The organism is Parashewanella sp. 2210YD4-3 (assembly GCF_056591735.1).
This window is the reverse complement of sequence record NZ_JBWQOG010000003.1, coordinates 290,046-310,429: the sequence shown is the minus strand read 5'-3', so window position 1 is coordinate 310,429 and position 20,384 is coordinate 290,046. Positions and strand designations below refer to the sequence as shown.

General features: G+C 38.7%; 11 protein-coding genes. All 11 read left to right on the top strand.

From position 1 onward, the window contains the following. The first annotated feature begins 84 nt into the window (after positions 1–84). Positions 85–1,197, top strand: coding sequence for an ABC transporter permease (locus AC1EU0_RS06630; RefSeq protein ID WP_480301381.1), 1,113 nt, complete (start codon positions 85–87; stop codon positions 1,195–1,197). After that, a complete protein-coding gene (locus AC1EU0_RS06625; protein WP_480301380.1) occupies positions 1,197–1,898 on the top strand; it encodes an ABC transporter ATP-binding protein in 702 nt (233 codons plus the stop codon). Before AC1EU0_RS06630 ends, AC1EU0_RS06625 begins: the two co-directional genes overlap by 1 nt. 11 nt (positions 1,899–1,909) lie before the next feature. Continuing rightward, positions 1,910–2,902 carry an HlyD family secretion protein gene (locus AC1EU0_RS06620; protein WP_480301379.1) on the top strand — a complete coding sequence of 331 codons (993 nt, stop codon included), beginning with the start codon at positions 1,910–1,912 and terminating at the stop codon, positions 2,900–2,902. Beyond that, a complete protein-coding gene (locus AC1EU0_RS06615; protein ID WP_480301377.1) occupies positions 2,880–4,256 on the top strand; it encodes a TolC family protein in 1,377 nt (458 codons plus the stop codon). Before AC1EU0_RS06620 ends, AC1EU0_RS06615 begins: the two co-directional genes overlap by 23 nt. Before the next feature lie 196 nt (positions 4,257–4,452). Next, positions 4,453–6,039, top strand: coding sequence for a hypothetical protein (locus AC1EU0_RS06610; protein ID WP_480301375.1), 1,587 nt, complete (start codon positions 4,453–4,455; stop codon positions 6,037–6,039). After that, positions 6,032–7,528, top strand: coding sequence for a hypothetical protein (locus tag AC1EU0_RS06605; protein ID WP_480301373.1), 1,497 nt, complete (start codon positions 6,032–6,034; stop codon positions 7,526–7,528). Before AC1EU0_RS06610 ends, AC1EU0_RS06605 begins: the two co-directional genes overlap by 8 nt. A 25-nt stretch (positions 7,529–7,553) precedes the next feature. Beyond that, positions 7,554–8,564, top strand: a complete 1,011-nt coding sequence (locus AC1EU0_RS06600; protein ID WP_480301372.1) for an AAA family ATPase — start codon at positions 7,554–7,556, stop codon at positions 8,562–8,564. Between the two features lie 68 nt (positions 8,565–8,632). Then, positions 8,633–9,544 (top strand): DUF58 domain-containing protein, encoded by a 912-nt coding sequence (locus AC1EU0_RS06595; protein ID WP_480301370.1) that lies wholly within the window; start codon positions 8,633–8,635, stop codon positions 9,542–9,544. Continuing rightward, positions 9,541–11,247, top strand: coding sequence for a BatA domain-containing protein (locus AC1EU0_RS06590; protein ID WP_480301368.1), 1,707 nt, complete (start codon positions 9,541–9,543; stop codon positions 11,245–11,247). Before AC1EU0_RS06595 ends, AC1EU0_RS06590 begins: the two co-directional genes overlap by 4 nt. Before the next feature lie 10 nt (positions 11,248–11,257). Beyond that, positions 11,258–13,753: a VWA domain-containing protein gene (locus tag AC1EU0_RS06585; protein ID WP_480301367.1), complete on the top strand. Its 2,496-nt coding sequence runs from the start codon at positions 11,258–11,260 to the stop codon at positions 13,751–13,753. Between the two features lie 128 nt (positions 13,754–13,881). Beyond that, positions 13,882–20,334 carry a tetratricopeptide repeat protein gene (locus AC1EU0_RS06580; protein WP_480301365.1) on the top strand — a complete coding sequence of 2,151 codons (6,453 nt, stop codon included), beginning with the start codon at positions 13,882–13,884 and terminating at the stop codon, positions 20,332–20,334. The last annotated feature ends 50 nt before the right edge of the window (positions 20,335–20,384 follow it).

Sequence of the window (20,384 nt, the reverse complement as noted above, 5' to 3'; positions counted from 1 at the left end):
ATAACAACAAGAGGGTCAATAATGATCTCGTTAGCAAGAGCAAATTTAATTCACGATTGGAAGCGACATGCGACAGCGATTGTTGTGTTAGTTTTAGCTGGTTTGCTGATGACAATTCAACTTGGTTTTGTTTTTGGTTTTTCTAAATCTTATAGTGAATTACAAAGTCAACTTCGTGCCGATCTGGTCGTAGTTAAAAATAATGGTAATAACCGCTTTCAATTTTTTAATGGCCAATTAGATACCCGATTTCAAGATTTGATCTGGATGAATCCAAATGTAGAAGCTGTAGAACCATGGTCAAGTTATGGCTTTAATAGTCGCTGGGAAAATATTAATCAAGACTCTGAAAAACAAATAACCGATCAAAATAGTGGTTTTAGTTTCGGTAACTATGTCAGTATTTATTCTATCGACCCGCGGCCTGAATCACTCGACTTTCCAAGATATTTTTCTGATGAATTGAGAACAATTCTTGAAACTCCAGGTGTTGTTATATTACCTCGCGCTTCGGCAAATCAACTAAATACCGGAATAGGTCAAAAGGCTAGAATTGGCAATGTAGAAGTTACAGTCGGTGGCTTGGTAAATGGTTTAGCTGGTGGCTATGAAGCCAAAGTATTTGCTTCGCCTCAAACAGTTCAATTGATCGGTGGAAACCCAACAAATAATGCTTCATTATTTTTAATCAAACTAAAACCATCCGCCGATAAACTAGTAGTTCAATCGCAACTCAATCAGATGCTACTTGCACATGATTTGAAAGCCACTACTGTCGAAAATTCTGCTTCTAATGCTGGCTTTTCTCAGGTATTAAGGGGTAATGGGCGAATGCTCATAGGTTCTGCTGCATTTGCTTTGTTAGTCGGTTGTGCAATTGCAAGTCAAACGCTACGTGGAGCATTTTTAGCACAAATAAAAGAATTTGGTTCACTTAGGGCGCTTGGAGTGAAAAGGCGAATTCTTGCTTATATTGCGATGGAACAAGCCTTCTGGACTGGCGTTGTCAGTATTCCTATTGCTGCAATTACAGCACATATTTTGAGGCTCATTATGGGGATATTTGATATCACGATTCATATCCCATTTTTCTTATTAGCTGCAAGTTCGGCTTTATTATTGCTTGTCGCTCTTATCGCAGGCTTAGTTTCTCTTACGGCTGTATTTAAAGCCCAACCAGCGGAGTTATTACGATAATGAATAAAGTAGTTGTCGCTAAAGATGTGGTTAAAACCTTTGGACAGGGGGATACCCTTATAACAGCCATGGATCATTTAAGTTTAGAACTTTATTCTGGAGAGATGACTTTAGTTAAGGGCCCATCAGGTTCTGGTAAGTCAACTTTGATATCAAGTCTGGGGGGACTTCAAAGACCAAACTCTGGTGAAGTGAACGTTTTAGATGAAAATATTTGGTCTAAAAAAGAAGGAAAATTAGACGAGTTTAGAGCTAAGCATTGTGGTTTTGTATTTCAAAGTATGGGACTGTTTGCTTCTTTAACTGCACATGAACAAATAGTACTCCCGCTGCAATACATGGGAGCAAATTTTAAAGAGGCTTCTAAAATTGCTGATGAACTTTTGGATGAAGTAGGGCTATCCCACCGAAGAAATAATCGACCTGCGCAAATGTCAGGTGGAGAAAATCAAAGAGTCGCTATTGCACGAATGTTAGCTAAAAATCCTAAAATCATTTTTGCTGATGAACCAACTTCAGCATTAGATAGTAAGAATGGACTAATAGTAGCAGACCTCCTTCATCGGTCCGCTAAATTGCACGATGCAATGGTGCTTTGCGTAACCCATGATGACCGCCTAACCGGACATGCAGACCGCATTCTAACAATAGAAGATGGTAAGATTTATAGCGATACAAGGCCAGCGAAAAGCAATAATTAATGGACAGTATTATGATAATTAAGTCAAAAAAATTTTGGTTGTTAATTTTAATTGTATTAGGTTTGATCTGGTTATTCAAAAAAGATCTAGGTCTAGAACCCAAGACATATGATTATCAAATGGTTTCAATCCCCGCTCCTAATTACAGTGCTGTCGCACAAGGTAAAATAGATATTGAGGGTGGGGTTATAGAAATATCAGCGCGACAAGGTGGTACTTACCGCGAGGTTTTGGTTAAAGAAGGGGATGTTGTTGATCAAGGGCAGGTACTTGCTGTACAAGAAGATGACGAAGAGCGAATAGGCTTGAAGACTGCACAAGCTTCGTTACGTAGTGCCATGGCTCAGCTTAAATCTCAACAACTTTCATTAAAAATCAAAAAGCGTGAGCTTGCTCGGCTCATGCCATTAGTTGAAGTTGATGCTTCATCGCAATTAGAGCTGGATCGTGCCAAAGATGAAATTGAATCGTTAAATATTCAGCTCGAACAACAGTACGCGGCAATTGAACAAGCTGAAGCGAGTCTTGAGTCGGCTAAATTCAGATTAGATCAACGAACCATACGTGCACCAAGACCAGGCCGAATCATTGAAGTTAAAGCAAGACCTGGTATGGGAGCATCAACATTAAATGTATCTACCGCATTTACTTTAATGCCAAATGCCCAAAAGATTGTAAGAACTGATCTAGGTCAGGAGTTTGTTGGCAAGGTTAGGGTCGGACAACTTGCCACCATAATTCCTAATTCTGATAAGACCGCGACTTATTCAGGTAAAGTGATTCGAGTAGGTGAAATATTTGGCCGTAATTCTTCATCAGGTAGTCAAGGAGTTGGCGGAGGTGCAGGTAACGATTCAATGATAGAAGTTGTTGTCGCTGCGGGTAATATTCCATTGTTAATTGGTCAAAAGGTATTGGTGCGGTTTGAAAAATCATCTTCAGAAGCGCCGAATAGATCTGTAGCAAAGCTAGGAGGTGACAATGCTTCGACTAAGTCTTACTAAATCGAATTTTGCTATCACCTTTAGCGTTATTCTAGCTGGTTGCTCTTCTGTAAATTTAGAGCATGTTGATGTTGTGAACAATAACGTTCCAGAACAATGGCTTGAACAGCAGCAAAATATTCCTAATGCTGAAATTGGTTGGGAGAATTTACATAATCGATTATTAAAAAAATTGATTGCTAATGGCTTAAACAATAATCCTGATTTCAACTCCGCTTCGCTCGCATTGAAGTTAGCTAAATTACAGTTTGAAGATACAGATAGCCAGCAAGGAATAAATTATTCAGTAAATACTAGTGCTGGTTATTCCAAGCGAAAAGATGTCAGTGGAAATCAAACCTTTGGTTTAAATGGACAAGCTAGCTATGAAGTTGATTTGTGGGGGAAAAAAGAAAAACAGTTAGACATTGCGCAATTAAGCTTATTTAATTCAAAGGTAAATCTTGAAATTGCACATATTACTCTGGTAGCCACTATTGTAGATGTTTATTACGATATCGTGGTTCAAGATCAACGTCTAACGTTATTAAGTGATACTTTACACAATAATGCAAAACAGCTGAATATGTTGGAGGCAAGGCACAAAGCTGGAATGATCACCAGCCTTGATGTAGCTAATAAATCTGTTGAAATTGAAAGTATTAAAGCACGAATTGAAGACTTGAGGGCTGATCGGCAAAGTAATGTAACTCGATTGGCAAATTTGCAAGGAATTCCGGCTCAAAAATTTGAACTTATTGATCAATCTCATACAAAGCTGCCTGAAGTGCTTTTAACTGCAAAAACGCCACTAGAAGTATTAAGGCATAGACCTGATATTCAAATTGCGGAAGCTAATTTAAAGTCAAGCTATCTAAATTTTGATCTGGCGAAAGACAGTATTTTTCCTAATTTGAAACTAGACATTAATACTGGAGTATCAAGTAATAAACTCTCTGATTTTATTAAAGGCGATATTTTTAGTTGGGGAACTGCAGCAAACGTTGCAGTATTGTTGCTCGATAATGGGACTAGAGAAAGAAGTATTAAACGGGCAAAGCTCGATGCTGAGCAACAAATAATATCTTTTCGACGATCAATACTTAATGCTCTTAAAGAGGTAGAAGATGCACTGAGTGCTCAGTCTTCAGGCCAAAGACAATTAAAGATAGCTACTGCACAGCTAAGTTCGCAACAAAGGTTAACTCGGGAGACGAATCTAAAATATCAATTAGGAACGGTTTCGGCTTTTGATAAAATTAGTCAAGAGCGAGCTTTAGTTAACCAACAGGAAGCAATATTGCAGCAAAAACTAAGTAATTTAAAAACTACCATTGCGCTGATTAGAGCACTAGGGATTCACCCTTCTAGATAATCTATTACTCCAATTCCTTAAATCAAGTCGAAACGCAGCTATTCTAATACTTAGCTGCGTTTTTTTATCAATATTTCTAATAAAATAGTCCGTAAAACAATCAAATGTTTTTAAAAGGTTAAATCGTAAGGTTGCCATAAGTTAAAGCCAGTTAAATAAAGTGAGCCAATACCAATTACACTTTAAGGCAATGATTATGGACTGGGATAACCTGACTAAACACATCGCACGAATACGGCATGTTGTACTACTGGCAATGTTATGTTTGTTGGCAAGTCAGTATGCAGTTGCGAACGAACAAGGTGGATCTGTAAAAATTAAGATCTTGGGTGATCACATACTAATTCCTGTGACTTTAAAAACAGCTGGCCTCACCAAACAAACTCACATCATACTTGATTACGGCAACCACGAAGCATTCGGTTTGCATGAAAGCGTATATGATAGCCTGGGAGGTCGACTGGGAAAGAATGAAACGACCCTCAAGATTAATTTTGAAAGCTTTGGGATTGAAGTGCCTATAGCTGAAATCACTAAAAAATCATCGGGCTCGACATCTATGGACGCTTTGACGGCAAGATATGATGTTGAATTACAGAATATTGATATTGCAGCAATAATCGGTTACCCGATTTTAAAAAGTTACAGCATCAAACTAAATTTGAATAATAAAGAAATTCATTTTACACCTTCTTCAATAGTTCATGCCGCTAAAGTACAGCAAAGTGCTGATGTTTATTTACCTTCTTTAACCGTTTACCAAAATAATGTGTATGTTCCTGTTCATGCCAACGGAAAAGATATCGGCTTAATGGAACTTAATACCGCAGGATATCACACCATCATCAAGCCCGAAGTTGGAAATAAGTTAATCATTGCTAAAGACATCAAATTTGGTAAGTCCGAGACGAATGCAATGTTGTCTGAAATGGTTGCCATTAGAAAGCAAGCACTGCCTAAAGCCTTCATTGTTGAGCAGCCGTCACAAAAACAAGGCGAAATGCCAACAATTATCTACCAACAAGAGTTCCCTAAAGATCGTGTTATGAAGGCTGGTTTGAGTTTATGGAGCGGCTATGAAGTTGAATTTGACTCACAAGTAGGTTTCCTCGCACTTACTCGAGTGGTTGATAGCCAATATTCTGATGCCGATGCCGCTTTTTACGAAGCTTCGTATCAGCAAAATTGGAACAACTTAAAGGCTTATATTGACGCCTATCCCAAAGATCGTAATGTTGAAGAAGCTGTAACTGAGATGGCGAAAATTGGTTTAGCTACAAATGTAGCACATGACGAATTTGTTCGGACTATTGAACAAGGTGCTGCAACCCAAAAGACTCGTGCTATTGCTAGTTATTACAGTAGATTTGCTTGGCTAGCTAACCAAGATAAGTATGAAAAAAAGCATAATGAAATCGTCATAACACTAGGTCAAAAAGCTCTTAATTACATTGCTCGCTCTCAGTCGCCTAAAGACCGTGAACCTGTACAACGCATGCTGGGTGAAGCTTACTTACATAAAAATGATCCTCACACGGCATGGAAATATTTCCTATCTGCATCGTTTAATGGTGACCCACAACAAGAAATTCCTACACGAATGGGACTTGCTAAAACATATGCTGCCTTAAAGCGCTATCGACGTGCTTATTCCAATTATCAACGTGTTGCTAAGTTAATTCCTTCGGAATTCCATGAACAAGCAGGACTTACTAAAGCAATGGCAGATGTGCGAAAGCATTTAAAACTTAACGACCCGCTATTGGAGAAAGATAATGACTGATTCGACAGCAATGAAGTTAAAACAACAATTAAATGAGCTGGCGAAAAAGGGTACTAAACATCTATCACAGCTTAGACATCGCCATGCGCTTGAGCAAGGTTGGAAAGTCGCTATATATAGTGTGTGGTTTTATCCTGCAATTTTATTTATTGCTGCTTTGGTTGATGTAACAGAACTTGTGCAACTTGAATTGAATCTGTTTTATTACATTGGCCTCGTACTTATTCCGTTAGTGGCTTTTGTTATTCGATACTTTCAAGCTTCGAGTCAGTATCAAATAGACAGAAGGCTTGCTTTAGCGCTTTATGACCATCATTTAGCTATCAAAGATCGTCTACAAACAGCTGATGAATTTCTAAATATCGAAAATCCATCTGATTTTGAGTTAGCCGCTATTGAAGATTCAAAAAAATTCATCAATGAAGCTATTGTCACTAATCTACCTAAAAAAGAGTTATCTGCTCCAGTGCTTTCATTTGCCAAATGGCGCAGTTTAGCCACTGCGGTATCTTTGACTGTATTAGCTGTTTTATTACCCTTTATCAATTTTGGTTTTGATACCAATGTTGCTGAAAAACAAGTAGAAACAACTCAGTTGCTATCGGCAATAAAAACGACACAAGACTCTGAGCATGTTGAGTCTAAACTTGAGGTGAATAAAAAAACTTCAGGAATAAAGAACAGCTCATCTCAATCTGATTCAGCATCTGAGATGGGTGAGGAACAATCTCAGTTAAAAGCCAAGCAAAGCCAGCCTAAGGCAGCCTCAAATGCATCGAGTCAAAATAGTGATGCAAAGCAGAATCAATCTGAAACGGCTGGTAGTGGTGCTTCTTCACAAAGTTCGTCTTCCAAGCAAAAGCAGAAAAAGAAGGAAAAACCAGCGACCAAGAAAAAGACCAATAAGCAAACAAAGCAAGATGGTGAAAAAAAACAGAAAAATAGCCCTTCTGCTGGCGTAGCCAACGGCAAGGGAAGCACTTCTGGTCAGCAGCCAGCTAATTCAGATAAAGCTGCCGCTGAAAACAAGGCTCGTCAAGAAGATGAAACTGACAATGCGGATGAAGCTGAAGAAGAGGAAGACGAAGAACAAAAAGCAAATTCTTCATCAGGGCCGAAAAAAAACAAACGTAAAGCGCCAGCTGATCGCAAGCTCAGTATATCTGGAGAGTCAGATCAAGAAAATGAGGATGCTAACGGTCGTGGTGGCCCTGGCGGATTAAAGAAAACTCGTGGAGTGGCTGCAATGTTATTAGGTGTACCTATGCCAGATAGATTGCAAGGAACCCCAAATCCAGGGCGAACAAAGTCCATACAAGAACAATCTCAACCTGAACAGCAGCAAGTTGCTCAAACGAATAGTGAAGACCACGGTGCTCGAACTGGTGCGGTAGGTGAGGTGCCAGAAAAACCTTTACTGCCTTGGATCAAGAAAGTCATTACTCAATATTTTGTCGCACAACGTTCAGACGAAAAAACTAAACAATAATTTACCAACTAAGAAGGTTAGCGTTATGGAACAACATTCAATCAATGTAAATGAACAAGCTGAAAAGTTTAAACATACGTTCACTCAAATTAAGACCGAAATTAGCAATATGATGGTCGGTCAAGACGATATTATCGAAGGAGTACTCACTGCATTATTAGCTGGTGGTCATGTTTTACTAGAAGGTGTTCCTGGTCTAGGTAAAACTATGTTGGTTAGTTCACTGAGTAAAGCTGTTAGCCTAGAGTTCTCTCGTATTCAGTTTACTCCTGATATGATGCCAGCCGACATACAAGGTACGACAGTACTAACCGAAACTGAAAGTGGTGGTCATGAATTGACCTTCCAAGAAGGACCAATCATTTCTAATCTAGTGCTTGCTGATGAAATTAACCGAGCAACGCCTAAGACTCAGTCTGCATTACTTGAGGTCATGCAAGAGAAGCAAGTTACCGTAGGTCGTCGTACCATTAAAATGGATGAGCCTTACTGTGTAATGGCAACTCAAAACCCTGTTGAACAAGAAGGTACATATCCATTACCTGAAGCACAGCTTGACCGTTTCTTATTCAAACTTGTTGTTGGCTATCCAACCGAACAAGACTATCACACGATTATTGACCGCACGACTAGTGGCGAAAAAGTTGAAATTACACCTGTTACGGATGCCGCGACTCTCCGTGAAATGCGTGACATTGTCCGTGCCGTTCCTGTACCTGAAGCTGCTAAATCTTACGCAATTCGCCTCGTTATGGGAACACAGCCACAAAGCCAATATGCGCCTGAATCAGTTAATGCTTATGCTGCTCTAGGTTCATCGCCTCGTGGTATTCAAGGCCTTATGTTAGCGGCTAAAGTGCAAGCATTGTTAAGTGGTCGATTTGCTGTAAGTTGTGATGACATTAAATCTATTGCTACACCCGTACTTCGCCACCGATTAGTACTGAACTTTCATGCTCAAGCTAATGGTGTTAGTGCAGATTCTTTAATTACTGATGTACTAAACCATGTACAAGTGCCAAATACAGTCTCATAAATAATTTATGGCCCTGGCGATGACTGGGGTAATAACAATAAGAGTACGTAATTGACAAGGTAACTATCATGGCATCACAAACTTTAACATTTAATGAGCTATTCGATGCTGATTTTTTGTCTGCACTTCAGCACTTTTCGTTGAGAGTGGCACAGGTGCAGAAGGGCGGACGTTTGGCAGAGCAAAAAACAGCGGCCAGAGGACAAGGTTTAGAATTTGCGGATTTCAAACCTTATGTAGCAGGTGATGATTTACGCGCCATCGACTGGAACATTTATCGTAGACTTGGTCGTGTGTTTGTTCGAATTTTCGAAGAGCAGCAAGATATGCCGGTCTACTTCTTAATCGATGTGTCGGCTAGTATGTTTTTAGAGAATACTCCAAGGATTAATGCCGCTCTACAAACTAGTTTAGCATTGTCTTCTATTAGTTTAAGTCAGCATGACAGTGTTGGTTTATTCCCATTTGCTGATGAAATGCAGGTAAAGGTTAAATCCTCATCGGGTAAGCGAAATGTAATGAAAATCGCAAAGCATTTATCTGAATTAGAGCCTCAAAATCAAACTAATTTATCAACCAGTATCCATCACCTAGCAAATTTAAATTTACGAAAAGGTTTGGTTGTTGTGATTTCTGACTTCTTTGATGATTCAGGTATAGAAAAGATAGTGGATTCATTGAAATTATTACGCCACAAGTTACTTCTTGTTCAATTAACTAAGGCGAGTGATGCAGACCCAAGTTTAAGTGATGATTTTTATGGTGATATAAAGCTGCAAGATTGTGAGACTAACGGATCTGCTGAGATCACTATTACGCCAGCTTTACTCGAAAAATACAAAGAAATCTACCAATCATTCAACCAACGATTATTGGATTTTACTAATCAATACGGTGCTGGCTTTGTTCAGATTGATACTGATGAAGATGTATTAGAACAGTTGTCTAGCTTATTCGAGTCCGGAGGTTTGGTTCTATGAACTTCATCAATTTAAGTCCCAGTTTTGTTGTGGCTGGCCTATTAGCTATTGCTGGCTTGTTGTTTGCACTTCAACAGTTACGTACAAGATATCGTACGCTGATTGTGCCAACATCTATGTTTTGGCAACAAGCGGCACGAGATGCGCCTGTACGCGTCTTTAGACAAAAATTTAAGCATATATTGGCTTACTTATTAACCTTGCTGATTGCCAGTTTACTTTGGCTTGGCTTTTCTGAGCCAGAAGTGAATAAAGAAGCAAGTAACGAATATTATGTCCTGTATTTGGATGGCAGTGCTGCCATGACACAAGGTGAACACTTTGAAAAAGCGGTGACTGCTTTAGAAGCCGATATTTCAAGCTTACCTGAGAATCGTAGAGAAGTGATATTCGGTGGTGAATTTCACACAAAGATCTTAAGTCAAAGTGAACAACTAGCAGTATTCGAGCAACGTTTAACTAAAATTTTCCCGCAAGCGGTGCCTGATTCATTTGCAGAACAATTAACGCTTTTATCCCAAAGATTTAATGATAATACGCAAGTTAATGTGATTGTATATGGCAAGTCTAAATTGCCTGTTTCTATACCAGACAATATCACGGTTTCTCATGCCACTTCATTTAAAACAGCTGAAAATAATGCTGGATTAGTAAACTTAGGTATTAGCCTTGCCGCTTCTGGTAAAGCAAATCTAATTGATATCTTGGTTGAGGCTAAAACGAATGCTACAACTAAGGTTAAGCTAGCTGATTTAGAGTTCTTATTAGACGATGCATTTTTTACACCAGATCAAATCCAAAAGTTAGGTGAAGGTAAATTCGTATTACGTGATGTGCCTCTTGCTGGTGAGCAGTTTACTGCACGTCTTAAAAATAGTGATGCGTTTGCCATCGATGATAGTGCAAGTGTTGTTTTACCCAAAAATTCAATTGTTAATGTTGCTGTTTCATCAACAGTACATAACTCAGTTTTCGCAGTAGTCAATTCCGATCCAAGTGTACGTTTGGTTGGAGCTGAGGATGCAGATGTCGTGATTCGCCAAGTTGGTGAAAATTTTGGCAGCCAGTTACCCGCGCTAGAATTTTCTCAAATGTCGAATCAAACGCCAGCGTTTAACCTCTTTTATCAAGGTGATAAGAGTACGGAACAAGCGTTAGCGGACAGCTTGCATGAATTAGCACTCGATCAAATAGATGCTAATGGGTTGGCTACTGCATCTTCTCAACCTATCAGTGTTGAACTTAGTCATGCAGATACACCAAGTGTTCAGGTGTGGAATGCTTTGCTTCAGCCTGAATTTAACTTTACCCAGTCAAAATCCTATCCTGTGTTTGTCGCTCAATCAATTCGATGGTTAAGCGGTAATAATGGCTGGCAGCCATACTTGAGTGCTGGTCAAGAGTTATATCATCAAGACAGTTTATATGGTCTATCAAATATTCAAGACCGTTTTGAACAAAGCTTAAATGGTAGCTTGTATCTGGGTAAAGCAGGTGGCATTGAGTTAGCTGGTAAAAAGGCTCATGTATCTTTAACTAATAGCGATGTGACCACAGCTATTACCGATAGCACAGAATATAACGTTGCCTCGGTAAATTCGGTACTCAGTGACTTTAGTGAGTTTGTCACACTATTGATCAGTTTGATTTTGTTATTGCTAATTGCTGAGTGGGTTATCTATCAACGTGGCCTAATGCCGTAGAGAGGTTGTTATGGAATTATCATTTTTACACGCCTATTTTGGCATATTACTTTTCGGATTGCCTGTGCTTTGGTTGCTATGGAAAAAACGTGGCGATAATAATCACAAATTAATCCGTGCAGCTGTTTTTACTTGTGTGATAGTGGCATTGACACAACCAGTATTGATTAATTCAAGTAATAAGGCTCATCATGTCATTATTGTAGATCAATCGGATAGCCTTTCTGCAGAAGCACAACAAAATGCTCAATCAATCTTTAATGAACTCTCAGCTAATGTATCGGCAGATGATGAATTAATTTTGGTACAGCTAGGTGGTCAAAAGCACAGTTTTGATGCTGAAAACCATTTGTTGATCAGTAATACATTAAATACTTCATCGTTGTCACAAGCTTTAGCTCATGCAATTCAAACCATTCCATTAGGTGTGAATAGTTCAGTATCACTGATTACAGATGGTTTAGCTACAGACCAAAATTGGAGCAAAGTCATCGCTCAATATCAAGATCGAGGTATTCCAGTTCATACTTACGAGCTTGACCGTGATTATTCTGATCTTTACGTTGCTGATATTAAAGCTCGAACTGTACGTGTTGGTGAAAAAGCAAATGTATCAGTTGAGGTCGCAGGTAATGCAGAGTCCGTAATTGTCAACTTATTCAGTAATGACACCCTACTGGCAAAATCTTCATCATTTACTGTCAATGGCCAGGCTCACATCGAATTAAGCTTTGAAGCGGAAAATGCTGGGTTTTATCCATTACGTGCACAACTTGAGGTTATCTCTGGTGATGAGTCGGATGCATCTAATAATCAACTTTCTACTGTACTGGCTGTTCAAGATGGTATTAACGTTTTGTATTTAGGCGATCGCCAGATTAATGCGGAACAGCATTTCGGTAAGTTATTGGGCACGGGCTTTAATATTGAGTCGGTAGATGCTGCTGAGCTCACTACTGATTTTGATTTTTCTGAATATGATGTTGTAATCCAAGATGACCTTCCTTCAAATCAAATCTCGAAAGCCATTCAAGAAAAGCTGGTTACTGCGGTTCAGAATAAAGGTGTCGGTTTGCTACATTCTGGTGGTGAATCAGCCTTTGCCGGTGGCGGTTATTTTGACACCCCAATTGCTGATGCTTTGCCTGTTCAGTTGCAACAGAAAGACGATAAAAATGATCCAAGTGTTGGTCTAGCTATCATTATCGATACTTCTGGTTCTATGGCTGGGACACGGATCGAGTTGGCAAAACAAATGGCGCGTATTGCTGTTCGACGCTTACAACCACATGATCGTATAGGTATTGTTGAGTTTTATGGTGCTAAGCACTGGGCTATTCCAATGCAGCCAGCATCTAATAAAATTGAAGTTGACCGTGCAATTGGCCGTATGAAAGCTATTGGTGGAACCGTTTTATTCCCTGCCATACAAGAAGCTTATTACGGTTTAAAAAACATCAATACACGCTTCAAACATATTATCATGATTACAGATGCAGGTATTGAGGATGATGACTACGAAGGTATGTTACGTCGTATTGCCAAAGACAATATTAACGTATCAACTATTTTGGTTGGTCAGGGTGGCCATAACTTAATTATGTCTGATATGGCCAATTGGGGTAAAGGGCGTTTCTATTCTGTAGGAAATGAATTCAACCTTGTTGAAATGATCCTCAAGCAACCATCTACTAAGAAACTTCCAACCTATAAACGTGGTGCTTTCTCAATGACAGCGCAAGGCGGAACGGGTTGGTGGGGGGATGTAAAAAAAGACAACCTTCCTCAACTTGCTGGTTATGTACAAGTAGGCCGTAAACCTGCCGCTGAAGTATTACTTGAAGAGTCGGTTGGTAAATATCCAGTCTTGTCCACTTGGCAATATGGTTTAGGTCGTGTTACGGCCTTGATGACAGAGCCTTTAGGTCATGGTACTCAAAATTTCGTTGATTGGGAGCAATATGGTCAATGGTTAGGTCGCATAATTCGAAAAACAGCAAGTAATCAGAATGAGTTCCATTTAACGGTTGATCGTAAGCATGATCAGTTATCGATCGCTGCTCAACGTCTTTCACATGATTTAGAGTTAACGCCAAGTGTTCGAATTTTGGATTGGGATGGTGCGAGTAACAGTCAGAAAATCCGCTTTGATGAAAAAGCCCCAGGTCTATTTGTAGCTAATATTGATTTCCCTGTTGGGCAAGATGCTTTAGTCGAAGTTAAAGGTAGCCGTAACTGGCAACGTAATGCATTACGTTCATATTCAGATATCGCTAAAGAAAATCAGGTAAGCCCATCGAAGCTACTGGATTTTGCAAAGCTATCTGAATTAACCCAAGGACAGTTCCTAAATGAGATCGCAACAAGTGATTGGCAGTTAAAAAGCAAGCAAGGTGATATGGCATTTATCGTTACCAAGCTTTGGCCTTACTTACTGTTATTAGCTTTATTGTTTTATATCGCAGAACTTGTGTATCGCCGCTGGCCAAAGAGCACTCGCCGTTAATTATCGATAAAAGATTGGACTTAATGTAAGGCTTCTATAAGCATTTAAGTTCAGTCTTGAGATTAGTGTTCCATGAAACACACGGATGTGTATCCCAAATATCAAAAAGAATTAAGGGTTTTGAGACTATGTTTAATGTTAAAAAGACGTTGCTGGCGACCACTATTTCAGCGGCCCTATGTTTTCCTGTGTATGCTGCTGTATCTACTGGTGACATTGCTTCTGTAGTTAAGGATGTAAGCGGTGTTGAAAATAAAGGTATTCATGATCTTTATAATAAGTCCATTTTGGAAGATAAAGACATTAGCCAATCCATTACCAAACTTAATCAATTCTCAAAGAATAAAAAAAATAATTTATCTGAAAGAGCTAATGCTCAATTGACTATTGGTCATTTGTATTGGCGACATGGCGATTCTATTAATGCTCAAAAAGCGGTGGATGCAGGACTTAAGCTGGCAAAAACCTCAGATGGTTTTTTGCTTAAAGCTCGTTTGCTTGACGCACAAGGAAAACCAGAACAAGCCATAAATTGGTATCAAAAAGCCATTGATTTGACAAAAAGTAAAGTGGAAAAAGAATTTATACTGATCCGCTTAACCATGATAAATGCAACTGATAATACAGATGCATTAGTTGAATTGGCAAATACTCGTGAGCAAGCTTTCAAAAACCGTGCAGCTGTCGTGTTAGCTATTATGGGCTATCAAAAGAAAGCACTGGATTTATACAAAGTTGAAGAACAAGCCGGTAAACCTTTTCAGCAATATATCCGCTTAGCTGGCTGGGCGATTAAATCTAAAGATTACAAAACTGCTCAAAAAAATGCATGGGCTGCCTTTGAGAACGCAGGAGCTAAATACGATTTACGCTATGCGCTTTCTATTCTGATTGAGTCCTACCGTGATGCCGACGAATTAGCATCAGTACTGCCACTTTTAGAAACCTATCCAAACGATTTAGATCTTCAGCAAGCTCGTGTTGATGTTTTAGTAGAGTTAAGTCGTTATGACGAGGCTATTGATTTATTCAAAACGACGTCAGCTGATGAACTTGATCTGGGACAGAGACAAAGATTAATTAAATTGTATCTTTCTGCAGATCGCTCTCAAGATATGATTAATGAATATAACAATCAGATCAAAAAAGAGCCTGATGTTATCGCTTGGTATGATGGTCTCGCCTCCCACTATATGAACATAGGGAAAACTGAGAAGGCCTTAAATGTATGGAAGGAAATGGCTTCGCATAATGAGAAAAATATTTTTTCTCTGGTTGATGGCGCTGAAAGCATGGTCAAAATGGGGTTTGTTGATGAAGCGATTTCTTTTGTTACCAAGCATGCAACTAATAAAGGGTTTGCAGCTCCCGCCAATTTCTTTTTATTCGAAACTTACTTAAATAGTGGTCAAGAGCAACAAGCAACACAGGCTTTAGAGCGTTTAGAAACTCTCTTATCTGAAACAGCAGGAGAACATAAAGATATCGCTGATGCTTATGAGCGATTATCTCGTGCTGACAAAGCATTAGCCATCTATCAACGCCTTGATCAGCAAGGCGAGGGCCTTGGTTATGACGAGCGCATGCGCCTTGCTTGGCTATACAGTATTAACGGTCAAAAACAACAAGCCCTAGATCTTTGGCAGGATATTTGGACTGGTGTTAAAAGTCCGGCTCGACGTAGTTTCTCTGAAGCTCAATTGATGTTATTAGCTGCTGAATTAAATAAATTGGCTGACATCGTTGTAGATATTGAAGAAAAGCTCATTCTGAATAAAGCCAACGAAAACGAAATCAATCTACTGGTTCGTATTTACGTTGAAGTCGGTGATCAGTTATCAGCAATTGAAGTTATTGAAGAATTTGCTCGCCGCAGCAATATGAACGAAGTCGAGAAGCTTAATCAATTAAGTAAAGTCTACTTAATGCTGGAAGATCCTGAATCATACGATAAAGTCTTACGGAAACTTCTTGTCGCTGAACCCGATTTCAAGACGGAGCATGTTCGCAACATAATTTTGAATATGCTAACTAATGAATTAGAGCAAGATAAAGACAAGCGGTTGGCTGAAGTTAATAACTTACTTAACAGTTTGAAAGCAGATAATGCCGCTCAAGTCGCAGGTGAGTTTGAAGCTGGTATTATGACAATGGGTGGATTCCCTGAGCGAGCGATTGAAAGTTATCGTCGCTCAATTGCAGAAACACCAACCATGTCTGACAATCTACTATTAATGTCCGATCTAATGAAAGATCACGGGCGACGTGATGAAGCCGTAGCGATCTTACAATACGTAGCTGAACATGCTGACGGAGATAACGAATTCGTTGTCGCTATTGACGGCATCATAAATATGATCGGTGCTCGTCGCTTCGGCGAGGAGTTAACGCCCAAAATTCAAAGCACATTCCGTTGGGTTCATCGTCTCATTCTTGAACGTATCACATCTAGAGCGGATAAGTTTTATCTTTACACGCTTTTATCTGAAATTTCTCAAGAAACTAATGATAAACAAGGGGAGTTTACTGCAGTAGAAAACTCATTAGCGCAGGCTGGGATTCGCCGTGCGAGTATTTTGCGTGAGCTTATCACCTTATCTACTGCGGCACACGGAATAACAGGCCTTAGACTCGGTGATGAACAACGTAAATTGACTTACGGTCGACGTCTTATTGGATTAAAACAAGAGCTTCCTCCTGAAATATATATCGATTTAAGTAAAACATTACTCAGTAAAGGCAATGTGCTAGAGGCAGAAAAGTCTTTTGATATGATCACGGATATCACAGGTTTAATAGATGTTGACAAAACAAAGGCGCAAATGTTCCTTGATGCAGGTTATGTAGAAAAAGCGTTGAGTTTCTTCAATAAAGCACTAAGCCGTAACCGTTCAGATCTTGGCTTACTTAAAAGTACAGCGTTGTTACGGGAAGAAATTGGGCAAGATGACATTGCAAATGCATGGTACTGGAATGCATTACAAGGGCTTATTCAACAACAGCCAGCAGCGCTTCGTAATGGCGTTCCAAAAGAAAAAAGATCAAACTTTTGGGAGCCCCCGGTTGATACCACGGTAAGCCGTTCATTTCGTAATCATTTTGAATCGCTTGCAGAGGGGTTCATTGTAACTTGGCCAACAGACTCGAAATTAGTCAAAACTAGACTGCAAGAATTACTCTCATTGTTTAATTCTGAACTGGTGAATGTTAAAAAACTTCAATTACAAGAAGAGCCGTTACCTTTAAATCAATACTCAAGGTTGAATCAAACATCAAAATTGGTCAGACGTGTTGCCACTTCAACCGACAATAGTGATATTGCTTTGCAAATTGATACAAAGTTACTTTCATTGTTTAAGGATGATGAGTTACTCCATACCGATATTGCACAGCATTACCATAGAGTTGGAAATTTTAAGGAATTAGCAGAGTTAGAAGCTAGTGCCGATAAAAAACATCAAATTTTTGTAAGTGATCCGGTTAATACATCGGTTTTATCAAATGCATTAAGTTATGCAGAGTACCAAAATGATATTGAAACACAGTTTCAATTGCTGAGTGCATCTAACGACAGAGCTAAAATCTCAGCATTATTCAATCGATTGATTCAGAAGCAAGAATTTGTAGAGGTTTTTGCTCGAGGGTTATCTTTATTATCACTAGAACAGTTTAAATCTGTTGTTGGTGCTAAATTGATTAATGATGGCTCAATGGACCAAGGTTATTTTAATACGGCGATTACCAATTTAGACCTCTATCGTAATGTAGAGAAAGCTCTAGGAAGAAAATTGTTATCTGCAGAGACAATGGCTGAATATATTGATAATTATGATCCCAAGTTAGATCCAAGAACATCGTTTATAGCCTCAAAAAATATTAATTCTATCCTTGCTGAATCATTATCTATTTCAGAGCAAATTGACTATGCTCGAAAACAAATTGCAAAAGCGACAGCAGGCTACGCTGTTTTGTCACACTTCGACCTTGTTAAAAAGGGTTTGAAGCAACAGCTTTCTGATAAGGAAAAACAAAAATTTGACTTACTAATTAAAGAGATATTAGAGCGTGCTGACTTCAAAAATGCTTTTGATATACCACAGTTGGCAGTGGGTTTTATTGTTCCTGGTGCAAATAAGTCTCATAAAGAATTACTATCTAAAGCAATTGGTTATATTGGAAGTAAAGCAAAATTAGGCTCATCTTATACTGATTTAGCTGAATTAATATTCAATGGCTCCGATGAAGAACTACTGTTTAAAATATTTGAGTTTAAAGCTAAGAATCCAACAATTGGGTATCAGCTCAACACCTTAGTTGTCGATAACTTCTCATCTATTGTAGATGAATATTTATCTGGTGTTGATGGTGATATCAAACTACCTCTTGATATAGTCAAAGCCTTTTACGATGCTAAATATCGTTTCAGTTTTTATGAGTTAAGCTCTCAGGAATATACACAACAATTATCTTTATTAAAGAAATTAATAAAGAACTACCCAGCAGAAAAAACGTTCAGACTGGCTGAAATGGATGTAGCTCTAAAGCTGGATGATAAGATTCAGTTCGAGCAAAGTTTGCTCAATTATTATCAGCATGATCCTAAAGAACCCTTTGTACGTGCAGCTTTATATGAGCAGTTGATTAGTGAGCATAAATACACTAAGGCGTTGACGTTACTGCAAGATGGCGGAGAGGATCTTCGTTTACCTGAAGTGAAGGAAAAACTAAGCCAACAGGCATTGACGGATACAAAAATCTCGCTTTCTAGTGCTCGTTTGTACAAGGTAGTGGCTAAGATTGACGCATCTAATATTCCTAGTGGTGGTCAGACCCAAAATGCTAGCTTACGTTATATCGACGGGTTAGTTGCGAGTGTTGAAGCAAAAGATAGCCTAAAAGTTCAAGCCAATCTTAGAGCTCTATGGAGGCATGTTCTTTCTGGCTCAACCAAAACTAGAAATTTCGGTCCTGGTATTTCATACAATGATGCATTACAGTGGGATATGGGCGTTTCTGAGAAAAGTGTGACTAACAGAAATAGAGTTGTAAAATCATCGACTTCAAATGATCTAATTTCACGACTTGATACGACGGCAGAAATTAAGCAAAATCTTTTTGATGTAATTGCCGAATACAAATTTGCTTCCGTTGAATTTGATAAATTTATACGTGCTCTTCCTTACAAAAAGCAAGGGGAAGTGGGTAAGTTCTATTCACTCATTGCTGATTCTATCATTCACAATAATGGTGTTGATAAAAAATTAATACAGTTAGAGAGAAGATTACTCAAAGGTACAATTTCATCACATGACTTAAGTTTATACTTAACTCTAGTTGATAAGCAGTCTATAGAAGTTTCCGACAAAGTAATTGGTGTTCTAAAAAATATTTCTAATAATCAATTTGCTTCTAGTCATTGGCAAACAGCTAAGTCAGCTGATTTACTTGCAAGGCATGGTGAGTTTTCAGTTGCAAGTGAGCAGTACCTATTATTAGCAGCGCAATTAGTACAATATGATGAATTTTCAACTGCTCCAAATTTTGACGCTATTAATGCCATTCCGGCTGTTACGGTTTTAGAAATAGTTAAGAGAATTAAGAGCTATTATCAACCATCCCAGGCACAATCGTTGTTCAGACAAATAGCAAATATAGTAAAACGTGCTGATAATAAAGCAGCTGTTGATAGTTATTATAATGCATTTGTATTAAAGGCGAGTCTTTTAGTTGCTCCTGAAAATCCCATTGCACTTGCTCGCTCTATTTCGAAAAATGCTGTTAGTGAAGATCCTAAATTGAAGTTTCAGTCTCCTCAACGCATAGCTCTTATCGAAGCTTATAAACAAATTGGGGACTTTGATAAAGCCTATGAATTATTGAGCCAATACTCAGTAACAAATAGCATTTTTGAGCAGGATTTAGATGAATCTGAATCATATCGAGTTATATCAAATGTGCAGCAAACAGCTAAAGTGTTGGGGGTAACTGCTGCTCTCACTACAAACCGGTTTAGTCGTAAACTATTAACACCATGGCAACAAATCTTCTTTAATTCAGAATCTCTATTTCAGAAAGAAGATAGAGAATGGTTATCTTTTGTTAGTAACAAATTATCCAATGCTTTGAGTGATGCTACATTTGAGTCTGGCAAAGTAGTTGAACTAGCATTTTTGGTTAATGCTCAAATAGGAAAAATAAGCCCAATACTAGCTTCCGATAATGTGACTCAAATTATCGGATTTATGGAAGCCAACCCTGATCGCTTCACAGGTCGCAACTGGGAACAGGTGATTGCTATTAGCAATAACCTTGATATAGCGTTATCAGCTTCGGTAACACAATTACTTGCTGAAAGCGGGATGCTATCCTCTGAAGACGAAGCGAGAGTAATACAACGGTTGAGTAAAGGAAAACCAAGTGAAAGTCAGTATCGTCAAGCTAAATTATTTGCTGAAGATACAGATAAGCTTAATGTGATGGAAGCGCTTTTGTCCATGGCTGAGAGCTTAAATAAGACAGAACCTGAATTAACAAAGAAAGTAATCGTTGAACGAGAAGCTAGAGCTCAATTTAAGTTTTAAAGCTTAAGCTACAAGTATAAGATCCAGTCCTTATAGCTGGGTCTTATCTA